14 protein-coding genes are annotated in these 12,354 nt (G+C 51.7%); 11 read left to right on the top strand and 3 right to left on the bottom strand.

All coding sequences use genetic code 11. From position 1 onward, the window contains the following. Positions 1 to 383, top strand: a 383-nt coding sequence (locus U0L91_RS07825; RefSeq protein ID WP_330045832.1) for a helix-turn-helix domain-containing protein, incomplete at its 5' end; no start/stop codon positions are given. Here U0L91_RS07825 and U0L91_RS12575 read toward each other — a convergent pair. Then, on the bottom strand, positions 361 to 837 hold the full coding sequence (locus U0L91_RS12575) for an ATP-binding protein (protein ID WP_148337304.1): 477 nt from the start codon (positions 835 to 837) through the stop codon (positions 361 to 363). The two genes, U0L91_RS07825 and U0L91_RS12575, sit on opposite strands and share 23 nt — an antisense overlap. 139 nt (positions 838 to 976) lie before the next feature. Between U0L91_RS12575 and U0L91_RS07815 the strand changes: the two genes are divergently transcribed. The 7 genes from U0L91_RS07815 (at position 977) to U0L91_RS07785 (ending at position 7,307) form a co-directional block, all read left to right on the top strand. Continuing rightward, positions 977 to 2,128, top strand: a complete 1,152-nt coding sequence (locus U0L91_RS07815; RefSeq protein WP_022272668.1) for an AAA family ATPase — start codon at positions 977 to 979, stop codon at positions 2,126 to 2,128. 12 nt (positions 2,129 to 2,140) lie between these two features. Further along, positions 2,141 to 2,659 carry a hypothetical protein gene (locus U0L91_RS07810; RefSeq protein WP_002576365.1) on the top strand — a complete coding sequence of 173 codons (519 nt, stop codon included), beginning with the start codon at positions 2,141 to 2,143 and terminating at the stop codon, positions 2,657 to 2,659. Positions 2,660 to 3,307: 648 nt separating this feature from the next. After that, a complete protein-coding gene (locus U0L91_RS07805) occupies positions 3,308 to 3,730 on the top strand; it encodes a type II toxin-antitoxin system PemK/MazF family toxin (protein ID WP_002576364.1) in 423 nt (140 codons plus the stop codon). After that, entirely contained in the window at positions 3,723 to 3,953 is a 231-nt protein-coding gene (locus U0L91_RS07800; RefSeq protein WP_257321414.1) for a helix-turn-helix domain-containing protein, read from the top strand. Before U0L91_RS07805 ends, U0L91_RS07800 begins: the two co-directional genes overlap by 8 nt. Positions 3,954 to 4,024: 71 nt before the next feature. Beyond that, positions 4,025 to 5,233: a tyrosine-type recombinase/integrase gene (locus U0L91_RS07795; RefSeq protein ID WP_330045826.1), complete on the top strand. Its 1,209-nt coding sequence runs from the start codon at positions 4,025 to 4,027 to the stop codon at positions 5,231 to 5,233. 146 nt (positions 5,234 to 5,379) lie between these two features. Continuing rightward, entirely contained in the window at positions 5,380 to 6,591 is a 1,212-nt protein-coding gene (locus U0L91_RS07790; protein WP_055222189.1) for a tyrosine-type recombinase/integrase, read from the top strand. Between the two features lie 248 nt (positions 6,592 to 6,839). Further along, entirely contained in the window at positions 6,840 to 7,307 is a 468-nt protein-coding gene (locus tag U0L91_RS07785; RefSeq protein WP_330045824.1) for a GNAT family N-acetyltransferase, read from the top strand. A gap of 67 nt (positions 7,308 to 7,374) precedes the next feature. Here the strand turns inward: U0L91_RS07785 and U0L91_RS07780 are convergent, their stop codons facing one another. Next, the gene (locus tag U0L91_RS07780; RefSeq protein ID WP_330045822.1) at positions 7,375 to 8,451 is read right to left on the bottom strand and encodes a helix-turn-helix domain-containing protein; all 1,077 of its coding nucleotides are present in this window, start codon (positions 8,449 to 8,451) and stop codon (positions 7,375 to 7,377) included. 267 nt (positions 8,452 to 8,718) lie between these two features. Between U0L91_RS07780 and U0L91_RS07775 the strand changes: the two genes are divergently transcribed. Beyond that, positions 8,719 to 9,453, top strand: coding sequence for an EFR1 family ferrodoxin (locus tag U0L91_RS07775; protein WP_330045820.1), 735 nt, complete (start codon positions 8,719 to 8,721; stop codon positions 9,451 to 9,453). 97 nt (positions 9,454 to 9,550) lie between these two features. Further along, positions 9,551 to 10,066 (top strand): pyridoxamine 5'-phosphate oxidase family protein, encoded by a 516-nt coding sequence (locus tag U0L91_RS07770; RefSeq protein WP_330045818.1) that lies wholly within the window; start codon positions 9,551 to 9,553, stop codon positions 10,064 to 10,066. A gap of 73 nt (positions 10,067 to 10,139) precedes the next feature. On the opposite strand, the gene U0L91_RS07765 is transcribed toward U0L91_RS07770, so the two are convergent. Next, entirely contained in the window at positions 10,140 to 10,700 is a 561-nt protein-coding gene (locus U0L91_RS07765) for a flavin reductase family protein (RefSeq protein WP_330045816.1), read from the bottom strand. A gap of 466 nt (positions 10,701 to 11,166) precedes the next feature. On the opposite strand from U0L91_RS07765, the gene U0L91_RS07760 reads away from it, so the two are divergent. Continuing rightward, positions 11,167 to 12,306 (top strand): ubiquitin-like domain-containing protein, encoded by a 1,140-nt coding sequence (locus U0L91_RS07760; RefSeq protein WP_330045814.1) that lies wholly within the window; start codon positions 11,167 to 11,169, stop codon positions 12,304 to 12,306. Positions 12,307 to 12,354: the final 48 nt, after the last annotated feature.

Here is a 12,354-nt window from a genome sequence, read left to right as displayed (position 1 = left end):
TCGGCACAGGATTTTTTCTTCACCGTCATGCGGCTCCTTTTTTGACCTTCCGTCGGTCCGGTTCTGTACCGGCTGTGCGGAAGGAGAAACGTATGTATTTTGACGCAAAAGAGTTTGGTAAGAGACTTCACGATGTTCGCACTTCCCGTGGCATTACGCAGGAGGAACTGGCGGTTCGCCTGGGCCTGGCAAGCAAGCAGCATGTCAGCCGCATGGAGAACGGTGAACGCAGCTGCTCTATTGACTTGCTGATTGAACTGTCCTGCATCCTCCATGTCAGCACGGATTATCTTCTGATGGGCAGCGAGCCAAGCAAAGAGGAAGTCAAAAATGATCTTCTTAGTATTATTTCGGAGCTGTCTACGATTGCGAAGAAAATCTAAAAAGCATTAGGCGCAATATAACTGCTGACGGCGTAGAATCATGGTGGCTATCTTGGTGGATACCTTGATGGGTGTCATCCTCTAAGTTATCATGGGTTGCGTCATAGGACTTATCATTGGCTGTACCCATGATAGAGTGAGCATGAGTGATTTGAGCACCCTCACTGCCGTGGGCAATAAGGTGGATACAAAGATTCACAACTGTGTGTGGGATGTCCGGCGATTTATCTTGCTCACTAACTTGGTCATTGACTAAGTTTTTCTGACTAAGTTGGTAATTTACATTTTTCAAGATGACTCTGAAATCTGTTGCCGTTGAGAAAATTTTCGGATTATATGCCGCTGTATATCCAGGCGGCTTTTCGGTTTCCCTGACGATTTTGCGTAGGCCGCTTCCATGACGCTCCATGTATTTCATGCGGTGGAACGGGTCAGCAATCACAGGGCTTGCCATATTGAACGGATACTTTTTAGTGTCAAAAACAAATCAGAAAATAAAAACGGAAAATCCGTTGATATTTTCTTATTTGCGGCGTATAATAAGATTATAAGAAAATAAAAACGAAAAAACTGTTTTTAGAGGAGGACTACCTATGAAAATACTCCGCATCACCGCACAAGGACTCCCATTATTCAAAAAAGACTTGGATATTTGCTTTTATACGCAGCAACGTGTTTGCGAAGAGGACAAAGATAGTCTTTACCGTTTGACGGATAACTACTATCTCCACTCTGCCTGTGCTTTCATTGGAATTAACGCATCTGGCAAGACCTCGGTATTAAAGGTCATTAGCTTGGCCTTAAATATTGTGAAAAATGAGCCCATCAATCATGTGGAGGCAAAAAGCATTCTTGGCGGAGCGAAGAATGTTACAATCCGCACATATTTTTATGATAAGCGTAGCTACGTCTGCTGCTTGGAAACTGTAATTGCGGCAAAGAAGTCGAAAACAGGGGAATATGTGTATTCGATTCTGTCTGAAAGCCTTTGGGAAAAACCGATTGCAACCGTTAAGTCGAAAAAGTATCTGACAGATTTTACAGGAATGAAGCCTGTAGAGCAGCGCAATAGCGATGAAGCATACCTTTCTGATGATGTCAGCTTTGTCATTGCACATAATAAAAAAGCGAATGATACAGTGGAAATATTCAGCCTGCTTTCCTATACGAATGTGAATGTGCTTCCATTTACCGAAGATATTCCATTGGAGGTAATTGCATTTCTCGATCCGACCATTGAGAAATTGTGTTTTGAGCAGACAGAGGGAAAAACATTTATCCACTTGAAGTTTAAGGATGAAGAAGAGATTATCCTGAATAATCCGGCAGACCTTGAGCAGTATCTGTCCTCTGGTACGATTAAGGGTATTATTACATTCTCGATGGTAAAGGAAGTTCTTCATTCAGGTGGTTATCTTCTGGTAGATGAAATAGAGAATCATTTCAACAAGGAAATTGTAACGACCTTAATGCGCTTCTTTATGGACAGCCGACTGAACAAAAATGGCGGAACGCTTATTTTCACTACGCATTATCCGGAACTGCTGGACGAATATGACCGAAATGACGGGATTTGTATCGTTAGAAACCGTAATGGCATTACAGCAGAAAATTTGAGCTATATATTGAAACGTAATGATATTAAAAAGAGTGATGCTTACCAGAGCGGCTTCCTTGAGGGAACAACGCCAGCATATGAAGCGTATATGCGCTTGAAGAAAAGCCTGGCTGCTTCAATCAATTAAGGAGGCGGCAGAATGGAATTAGCAAAATACAAGGCGTGTATATGTGAAGGCTCTGCCGAAGAAGCTATTATCGACATACTGGTTGATAATGATCTTCTGATTTTCAACAGAGAAGAAATGTTGGAAGAACGTGTCATCCGTTGCAGAAGTGCTAAACGATTCGAGGAGCGATACTTACGGAAAGGATTCGATGAGCAGATTTCTGTGATACGGATTTTGGATTCTCGCAGAGAGGAATTTCGATTGAGTAAAGCATATGAGCAGAAAATTGACGTGGTAAATGTCATTACTGCTCCAGAAATTGAAATGCTGATTATTCATGCGGAAGGAGCATATGATCAGTTTAAGCGTTCTGGAAAAAAACCAAGCGAATTTTGTAAAATAAATCTTCGGATGCATGATGTGAAGTCGTATGATTTTGTGAAGCAGTATTTCAGTAATCCTCAGCTCTTGGTGAAAGCCATAAAAGAGTATCGCAGAACAGCAAATATCCCCAAAGGAGAATACAGCTTGTCTGATTTGCTGAGATGAGCGTTGCTTTTTTGATACATTGGCCGTGACTCAAATGGTCACCAGGAGATAAACGGGTACCAGTTTATAGAAAACAGAATAGAATCGTCTTTGATGCCTCGTTGGGAAACCAACGGGGTATTTTTTTGCCTCAATCCGGCTGTATAGAACACTGAAAAAGTCAAAACGAACCGTATGTAGTCCTGCAAGGACAACCAAAGTGCGCCTACGAGGCCAACGCGAAACCGGAGGATTCTTGTTAAACTTACTTTGTAAGGACGAAAGTCCGGATGTCCCTTGAAAACTGAATACTCATTCTTCAGGTACATTCCTGTTTGGTCGAGCCTTCGACTGCACGCCATGAAGCCCATCGGGGCGATAGCGGTTTCGCAGAAGCAAATGCCGGATTGCAACCGGCGGCGGTGTTAAAGCCGGACAGGGACAATGATACTTCCGTAATTCGCGGTCCGGCCATAAGGAAGGCGGGATGGTTAAATTCCAATGGAGCAGTGAAGCACACTGCCGCCTGTGAGAAATCCTACATCTCTGGGGTGATAAGAAAAAGTACAGAGAAACCATATTTTCAGAAAGCGCTGCCGGGTGCTGTATCAGCATGATACCTGGCAGGCTTTATCCATATCAGTGTATGGAGATTGGAGACAACAGCATATGAAAGAAAACTGGGTTTATCGGCGAGGTGATTTATATCTCGCCAATCTCGGTGTTCCGGTCGGATCAAAGCAGGGCGGTGTTCGTCCTGTTGTGGTTCTTCAGAATGATGTCGGCAATTATTATGCGCCGACGATCACGATTGCTCCGCTGACATCGAAAATTGAGAAGAAGCGAAAACAGCCAACGCATTTCTTTCTCCGTAAAGCAAAGGGACTGGCAAAACCGTCTATGGTATTGGCAGAACAGCTCGACACCTGCGACAAGATATGCGTGATTCGCTATCTTGGGCGGGTAAGTAAGGGGCAGATGCGTGGGATTGATGAAGCTGTAAGGATTCAACTTGGATACTACATTCCGGAACAAGCAGAGAAAAAAAGACAGGGCAAATGCCGAAAGGATGGCGAAGAAGGCGATGGATAAACTGATTACAAGGAAAGAAGCAGCCAGTATACTGGGAATCAGCGTAAAAACACTGGATGCTGCAAGAACAGACGGTTTGATCTCCTATGTTCAGTATGTGGAAAACGGCTGCGTTTATTTCACGGAAGTGGGGATTCAGGAGTACATTGCAAAATGTACGCACCGTGCAAAACCGATGGAACATGCTGCGACATATCGCAAACCTCGAAGCTTTCGGCGGTGAAAATCGACATCGTTGAGTATGGACGATGAATCCGCAATAATGAAAGCATCAACAGGATTGGAGGTAATGATATGGCGGCAAGAAGAATGATGCTTCCCGATTATGGTACGGTGAGTATGAAGGGAACGCAATATTATCGAACCCGTGTAACAGATCAGCAGGGACGGCGGGTTTCCTTATATGCAAGAACGAGAGAGGAACTGTACCAGAAGGAACAGGAAGCGATCCAGCAGATTGAGAACAAGACGTATTGCCGCAGTACACCTACAGTGGAGGAGTATTGCGAGAAATGGCTGCTGATGCAGTCGGCACAGATCAGGATGACAACGCTGATTGACTATACATCGAAAGTGAAGAACTACATCATCAAGCCATTGGGCGATATGCATATGGGAGATGTAACAGCAGATGACATTCGCCTGGCACTGTTGGCGGCATCGAAAAAGTCGGCATCCGTGTACAAATCAGTGAACGTTCTATATAAGTGTATTTTCACGGCAGCAATGGAGAGTAAGATCATTGATGAGAATCCGACCATCTATCTGAAGAAGAATGTGGGCGGGATTCCCCAGAAGGACCGCCTCCCGCTTACGGATGAGCAGGTGGATAAGCTGCTGGATGCCATTTACGGCTTACCGCCGTATGTGTTCGTGATGCTGGGGCTGTACGCAGGATTGCGGAGAGAAGAAATCCTCGGACTTCAATGGGATTCGGTGTATCTTGATTGCGAGGCTCCGTACCTTACCGTTCGGAGAGCCTGGCATACGGAGCATAATCGTCCGGTGATTCTGACAGAGCTGAAAACAAAGGCAGCGCATCGGAATGTCCCTCTGCCGGACAATCTTCTGGAATGTCTGAAAGAGGCGAAGAAGACATCGACATCGGATTTTGTGGTTGCAAACCGGGATGGAGACCCGTTGTCCTATACGCAGTTCAAGAGATTATGGCAGTATATCGTAACCCGTACCACCAAGGAACGCTGCTATTACCGCTATGAAGATGGCAAGAGGGTGAAGCATACGGTGAAGCCGGTTCTGGGGGAAAAGGCAGCACACAATGGAAATGTGGTTTACAGTCTGGACTTTGAGGTGACTCCGCATCAGCTGCGGCACACCTACATTACGAATCTGATTCATGCTTCGGTTGATCCGAAGACGGTTCAGTATCTTGCCGGTCATGAAAGCAGCAAGATCACCATGGATATTTACGCCAAGGTGAAATATAATCGCCCAGAGCAGCTCGCAGGAGTGCTGGAAGATGCTTTTGCATCGTGGGATTAAGAGTAAATCAGAAAGAAATTAGGGCAGGGATGGTCAAAAATCCCTGCCCTTTTTACATACATTCGACATCCTTGAAGGAAGTGCTGTACGCCATGATAATAAAAGTGACAACACGCAATGTATGAAGATAGATAGGATGAGAACACATGGCTAAAGGGAAAAAGCGTCCTGCTGAACTTCCGGAATACGGAACAGTGATGATGAAAGGGGTACAGTATTACCGCACCCGGATTACAGATGCAGACGGAAAGAGAGTGGCGATTTATGGGCTGACACGCGAAGAATTGTATGACCGGGTGGAAGATGCCCAGAAGAAAATCGCGGAAGTGGTTTTCCATAGAGAGAATCCGACCGTGGAAGAGTACTGTGAAAAGTGGTTGCTGATGCGGTCTGGAACGGTAAGAACTAATACGTTGGAAGGATACGCACGGATGGTGAATCGGTACATCGTGGGTCCGATTGGACAGATGTATATGGACGAGGTGACCACAGATGACCTGCGGCTGCTGATGGTTCCGTTATCAAAAGGTTCTTCCGGAATGTATGGTCAGCTCAATATGCTGATTAAGAACATTTTTAATTCAGCAGAAGAGAGCAAGGTGATTAAAGAGAATCCATCCAAAACGATTTGCGCAAGAGGCGGAAAGCCAGCGAAACGGCGCGAGGCTTTGACGGATGAACAGACTGCCATTTTGCTGGATAGCATTCGTGAGCTTCCACCGTATGTCTTCGTGATGATCGGTTTGTACGCGGGATTGCGTAGAGAAGAGATCCTTGGATTAAAATGGGACTGCGTATTCCTGGATGAAAAAACGCCGTACATTTCGGTAAGGCGTGCATGGCATGTGGAAGGCGGTGAGCCGGTAGTCAACACGCTATTGAAGACACCGGCAGCAAAACGAGATGTTCCGATTCCAAAATGCCTGGTAGCCTGTCTCAAGGAAGAAAGGGAAAAATCAGAATCGGAATATGTGATCTCGAATTCGAAGGGAACTGTTTTGACGGAAACACAGTTTGTGAGAGTCTGGAAGTACATAACAGTCCGTTCTACTGCAGAACGCTGTTATTACACTTATGTAAATGGACAGTCCATCAAGCATAGAATAAAGCCAAGGCTTGGTGAGCATCAGCCGAATAATCCCAAACTGGTGTATACGATGGACTTCAAGGTGACTCCGCACATGCTGCGGCACACCTACATCACCAATCTGATTTACAAAGGTGTTGATCCTAAGACGGTGCAGTATCTGGCAGGCCATGAGAACAGCAAAACGACTATGGACATCTATGCGAAAGTCAAGTATAATAAACCTGAGGAATTAAGCAGCGTTGTGAATGCTGCATTCGGGTTGCGTTAAACTGCACCAAAAATTTCGCGATTTCGTGGGTTTACCTATGGGTTTACTGAGAGAGGAAAGCCCGAAAAACCGCATGAATACTGGTCTTTTTGGATCAAGGTCAGGTGAGTACGGCCTCAAGGCTGCCCGTCGCGCTCCCCAGTTCAGCAAGCGCTGATTCTTTCCATATGCATCAAATATCCCTGGAGATTTTCGGATTTCCGGGGATATTTTTATATCAAGGCATTCTGATCAAGGAGAAAGCAGCTATGGACTATCATCTTCGCCCGGCGGCACCGGAGGACCATGATTGGATTTATGCTTGCAAGGCAGCGTCGGTCCGGCCCTATGTGGAGCCGGTCTGGGGTTGGGACGAATCCTTTCAGCGGCGGGATTTTGACAGCGACTTTGCGTCTATCGGACAGTTCCGCGTCATCGAAACACCGGAAAAGCCCATCGGATTTTTGCAGATACTGGACGGGAAAGACTATGTGGAGGTGGCAGAACTGCATCTTCAGCCAGACTGTCGGGGGCAGGGAATCGGTTCGTCCATTCTGCGCCGTTTGTTGGCCGATTGCCGGCAACAGGGACGACCCCTTCGACTGGGGTGCTTTAAGGACAATCACCGGGCCAAAGCTCTCTATCAGCGGCTGGGCTTTCGTCAGACTGCGGAAACGGAAACCCACTGCATTCTGGAAGCCTCTCCGGAACAGCGAATGCCGGATTCAGAAGATTGAGCACTGTTTTCCCCAGGTATTCAAAACGCCTCGGAACTGCGTCGGTTCCGGGGCGTTTTCTTATGGTTCAGATGCTGGCTTTGAGCTTCTCCAGCGCTGCGGTAAACACCGGATCGGCAAAGAGCGGGCGGTACTGTTCTTCCTCGGTGATGGCCTTGAGCAGCATCCGGCGCATCGGCTGCAAAGTGGCCTGGACGCCGTCCCGCTTCTGATAGTGCAGCCCCGGCGAGAAGAGCGCCTCGTCGGGGTACGCCACCGGCCCCACAGCAACATCCACATACCGGGCAAAGCAGGCGGCAGCCTCTTTGAGATTCCCCAGATGCAGGTAGACTTCCATCATCGGCGCATCGCTCATATCTTCCAGATGAAAAGCCTGTGCCACGGCACGGTAGGTCGAGCACAGTTTGCGCAGCTGTTCCGGTCCGGCAACCAGTTTGGGGTTCATCATCGTGATCAGACAGGTCTGCACCTGCCTTGCGAGTTTGTACAGTTGCTGCTGTGCCCGTTTGAGAGCTTCCTCGGGCTGGTTGCATTTCAGATCATACAGAACCCAGACCGGAGCCGGATCTCCGACATGATCGGGCAGTTCTTTGAGCAGTGCCGCGCCCTTTTCCGGCTCGTCCTCCGCAATGGCAAGACTCGCCAGCTGGATGGTGGCCACCTGCCAATACGCGGCGTTTCCGGAACAACGCACTTCTTCCAGCAAGGCGCGCTTTCGCGTCTGCCAGCGGGTGCGGGTTTCCTCGTCCGGTTCGGGGCAGAGCATCCGGAATGTGTCGTAGACCACGGCGGCGTTGTATTGCAGGGTTGTGCAGCTGGGATATTGGCGCAGCAGTTCCTGCAGCCGCTGTTCGGCTCCGGCGAGATCCTGCCGGAATGCCTGCTCCGCCACGGCGTTGATCTGTTCGAGGACCTGCTCATCGGACAGGGTCTCTTCAAATTGCAGCAGAGTGTCCACGTTGGTGTCCAAGGCCCGGGCCAGCGGACAGAGCAGGGTGATGTCCGGACAGGAGCTGCCGGTTTCCCACTTGCTGACGGCCGGAGCCGAAATCCCCAGCTTTGCAGCCAGCTGTTCCTGGGTCAGGCCTTTGGCTTTGCGCAGGGCGGCAATGTTGGCACCGAGATGGTTCTGAAGTTGTTCCATGGTGAAAGCCTTCCTTTCCCTGAAGTTCAGCGCTGCGCTTTGCTGTATCTGTATTGTACCGTACCGGCAGCCGCCGCGCAAGCGAGGCGTGGTTAAGCCGCAGGCAAGATTTTGTGAGCGCCGTTCAGATGTCCGTCATTGACGGGAAAACGGCCCCGGGGTATAATCATTTCGGAGAGCGGTGCATGTCCCGGCTGCCATACGCGTGCCGGAAACTGTCCGCCCGGTTGCTGCCGACCCAAGGACAGCAGGAAAGGATGCAGTGTTATGATTTTTTATTTTTCCGGCACCGGCAATTCCCGGTGGGCGGCAAAGCAGATTGCGGCTCTGACCGGGGATGAAGCCCGGGATCTTTCCCGGCTCAGCACGCGCCCCGATCTGACCGGAGAAAGCCGGATCGGCCTGGTGTTTCCCATCTACGCCTGGGGCGTGCCGGAACCGGTGCTTGCCTTTGCCGGATCGCTGGGAAAGCCCGATGCCTTCACCTTTGCGGTCTGCACCTGCGGGGAGGAGGCCGGCTATGCGATGAAAAAGCTGGCCGGGGTTTTTCCGCTGCAAAGCAGTTACAGCCTGGTCATGCCCAACAATTATATCATCGGTGCCGATGTCGATTCGGAACAGACGGCCCGCCGCAAGATCCGGGAAGCCGCTCAGGAGATCCGGCAGATTGCCCGGGAGGTCACCGAGTGCAAACCGGTCTATCGCGTGACGGAAGGCTCGCTGGCGGCCCTCAAATCCGGCCCGATCAACACCGGATTCAATCGGTTCGCCCGCAGCACCAAGTCCTTCTACGCCACCGATGCCTGCGTCGGATGCGGCCTCTGTGCCCAGAACTGCCCGGCCGGCACCATCACGCTGGTCAATGGCAGACCGGTCTGGGGCAAACGGTGTTACCAGTGCCTGCGCTGCCTTCATGAATGTCCCCAGCGGGCCATCCAGTACGGCAAGGGGACCGAAAAACGGGGACGCTACACGATCGAACAGTATGAACCGGAAGGCTGATGCCGACTGTTTGGACCCGGAAAATGCCGGAATCGGCCGAACGGGGATGGTATTACAACCTGCAGAATGGAAGAAAAACGCTCCGGGAGGGGTTTGCATGACACAGGAAGCCTATCGGGCCGCTGCCCGCTATTGGGAAGAAAAGGACGCCCACGGCATCAGAATGGAACCGGACGCACTGCACAGGGCGATGGAAGCCTACATTGCCGCCAACAATACCTGTGCCCTTGCGACCGGGGCGGGGGACTTCATCCGCTGCACGCCCATCGAGTACAGCTATCACGACGGCTGCTTCTGGATGTTCTCAGAGGGCGGTAAAAAGTTTGTGGGACTGGAGAAGAACCCGCGGGTCTGTCTGGCGATCTTTGACCACTATACCGGCTTCGGCAGCCTCCATGGCATGCAGGTCACGGGCCGAGCCGAACTTGTCGAGCCGTTCAGTGCGCGGTATTGTGCCCATGCGGAGTACAAGAAGATCCCGCTGGCCGCGCTGAAAAAACTTCCCGCACCGATGCACCTGATCTGTGTACGGCCGGATTGTATCGAATATCTCTGCTCGGATTTCAAGGAACAGGGCTATTCCACCCGCCAGACCTGGGTCCCGGAACGCTGATTTGCGGCCAATGAAGAAAAACGCCTTCCGGCGGAAGCAATCCGCGCCGGAAGGCGTTTTTTGAAACGAGGAATTATTTCAGGGCGGCACCATCCCGGAACGCGTTGCCGACCTTCTCACCCAGTTTGCGGTAGGTACTGTGGATGGGATCAAAGATGATGGGCTGCAGCTTGTCGGGATCAATCTTGCCGTCGGCATCCAGCACCGACTCGTCGGCGCTGACGTTGACGATCTCGCCCACCAGACGGCAGCTCTCGGCGTCATAGCTCACCAGACGGCATTCCACCGTCATCGGCAGTTCTTCAATGACGGGAGCGTCCACAAACTCCGAGCGGGTGGTGTGGAATCCCGCCTTGCTCAGCTTGTCCGGCACCGAGTTGCCCGAGACAATGCCCACATAATCGCAGGGGACAACCTGAGCCGCCGTGGCCATGCTGACCGTGAAAGCCTTGCGGGCCAGAATGTTGGCGGTGGTCTTGTGTCCGGCACTGATGCAGAGGGACAGCTGAGTGTCGTCGCTGATGCCGCCCCAGGCTGCGTTCATGGCATCAGGCGTTCCGTCCTCGCCATAGGTTGCCAGGATAAAAACCGGCTGCGGATAGGTCCAGGGTTTTGCACCAAAGTTCTTGCGCATCGAAATTACCTCCTGTAAATCAGTTCCCGGGTTCGGAACGGCCTGACGCCGCCGAACGGTTTCCGAGTCCATTGTACCATATTTTGCGCCGGATGGGGCAATTTGTGTTCTGTTTTGTTCTGCAAAAAGAAGAAAACGCCGTTCCGCGTCCCCGTTTGCAGAAACACAATGACGGAACACCGTCAAAAATCTTCCATACCTGGGAGAAAATCCAAATTTCTATAGACAACTGCGACAAATTGAAGTATAATAATGTTTAGCTGATTCTGACCAAATGCCGCCGGAGCGTGAAAAAACGTGTTGCAGGCGGGCAGAAAAGGCCATGCTTTCCGATCGGAAGGCGTGCCGAGCTCCCGTGCCGGAACCGCCGCGGAGCCAGGTCCCAGGTCCATTCCAGGTGCCGACCCGTCCGGGCCGGCACTTTTTATGGCCGGGATTGTAAACATTGTAACAGTTAGGAACAAGTATGCTATCCACCAAGACGAAAGAACATATCCGGCGCCGTGCATCCCGGGTGATTCCCCACTGGGGAACGCTGCTGGTCAGCCTGGCGGCCCTGGGAGGCTGTGTGGCCTTTACGGGCAGCGAGATGCGGGTGGTGGAGATCACCGATACCCACGGTGCGCAGGGAATGGCGATCACTTCCGCACAGGAGATCGACGTTCTGATGCAGCAGACCGGCGTGGAAGCACCCTCGACCTCGGATGAACTCGAGATCACCGAGGAGGACGGCCGCGACCGCATCCATATCCTGCGGGCCTATGCCGTGCCGCTGACGGCGGACGGGGAGACCCGCAACGTGGTGGTCACGGGCGGCACCGTGCAGGATCTGCTGAAAAAAGCCAATGTGACGCTGGCGGACACCGATGAGGTCAGTCCGTCGCTGGACACGGCACTGGCCCCCGGGTCCTCCGTGACGGTGCGCCGGATTCGCTATGAAGAGTACGAGCAGGAGGAAGTCATTCCCACCGAGACGATACGGGAAGAATCCAGCCTGTATTACCGCAACCAGAAGACCGAGGACCTGATGCAGCAGGGAAGTGACGGCCTGGACCGTGTGAGCTACCGTGCCACCTATGTGGACGGTGAGCTGACCGACACTGTCGAGACGGGCCGCGAGACCATCACCCCGATGGTTCCCACCATCCTCAAGGGATACGGGGAGGGGGCGCCGGTCTCCAGCTTTACCGGGCCGGAGATCGTGGACGGCAAGCCCTCCGAAGGGGTCGCCGCCGTGTACAGCGGACGGCGCTCCACCGGGTACTCGGCGTCCTCCACGGCGCGGGGCGCTTCGGGACGCCGCCTGACCTACGGTACCGTGGCGGTGGACCCCAGCGTGATTCCCTACGGCAGCCTGCTGTACATTACTTCGGACGACGGACGGTTTGTCTATGGATATGCCTACGCCGCCGATACCGGCACCGCCATGATGACCGGACACGCTTTCATTGACCTGTACTACGAAACCTACATCGAGAGTGTGCGCAACGCCGTCATCTCGGTGACGGTCTATGTGCTGGATGACGCGACCGCCGCCCAGTACAAAGAAGCCAACGACCAGATCCTGAGCGATGCCATCGCCGAAAAGGACGGAACCGGCGAATAAACCAAACACCCCTTCTCCGCAGCAGCGGGGAAGGGGCGTTTTCCTGTC

It is taken from the genome of Gemmiger sp. (assembly GCF_036306485.1).
GTDB lineage: Bacteria > Bacillota > Clostridia > Oscillospirales > Ruminococcaceae > Gemmiger.
This window is presented reverse-complemented; position numbering and strand designations above follow the sequence as displayed.

Bases quoted from the DNA above. Each gene is read 5' to 3' on its own strand.
- U0L91_RS07815 (WP_022272668.1), top strand. From the start codon at position 977: ATGAAAATACTCCGCATCACCGCACAAGGACTCCCATTATTCAAAAAA.
- U0L91_RS07770 (WP_330045818.1), top strand. From the start codon at position 9,551: ATGACACAGGAAGCCTATCGGGCCGCTGCCCGCTATTGGGAAGAAAAG.
- U0L91_RS07795 (WP_330045826.1), top strand. From the start codon at position 4,025: ATGGCGGCAAGAAGAATGATGCTTCCCGATTATGGTACGGTGAGTATG.
- U0L91_RS07805 (WP_002576364.1), top strand. From the start codon at position 3,308: ATGAAAGAAAACTGGGTTTATCGGCGAGGTGATTTATATCTCGCCAAT.
- U0L91_RS07790 (WP_055222189.1), top strand. From the start codon at position 5,380: ATGGCTAAAGGGAAAAAGCGTCCTGCTGAACTTCCGGAATACGGAACA.
- U0L91_RS07810 (WP_002576365.1), top strand. From the start codon at position 2,141: ATGGAATTAGCAAAATACAAGGCGTGTATATGTGAAGGCTCTGCCGAA.
- U0L91_RS07800 (WP_257321414.1), top strand. From the start codon at position 3,723: ATGGATAAACTGATTACAAGGAAAGAAGCAGCCAGTATACTGGGAATC.
- U0L91_RS12575 (WP_148337304.1), bottom strand. From the start codon at position 837: ATGGCAAGCCCTGTGATTGCTGACCCGTTCCACCGCATGAAATACATG.
- U0L91_RS07760 (WP_330045814.1), top strand. From the start codon at position 11,167: ATGCTATCCACCAAGACGAAAGAACATATCCGGCGCCGTGCATCCCGG.
- U0L91_RS07775 (WP_330045820.1), top strand. From the start codon at position 8,719: ATGATTTTTTATTTTTCCGGCACCGGCAATTCCCGGTGGGCGGCAAAG.
- U0L91_RS07780 (WP_330045822.1), bottom strand. From the start codon at position 8,451: ATGGAACAACTTCAGAACCATCTCGGTGCCAACATTGCCGCCCTGCGC.
- U0L91_RS07765 (WP_330045816.1), bottom strand. From the start codon at position 10,700: ATGCGCAAGAACTTTGGTGCAAAACCCTGGACCTATCCGCAGCCGGTT.
- U0L91_RS07785 (WP_330045824.1), top strand. From the start codon at position 6,840: ATGGACTATCATCTTCGCCCGGCGGCACCGGAGGACCATGATTGGATT.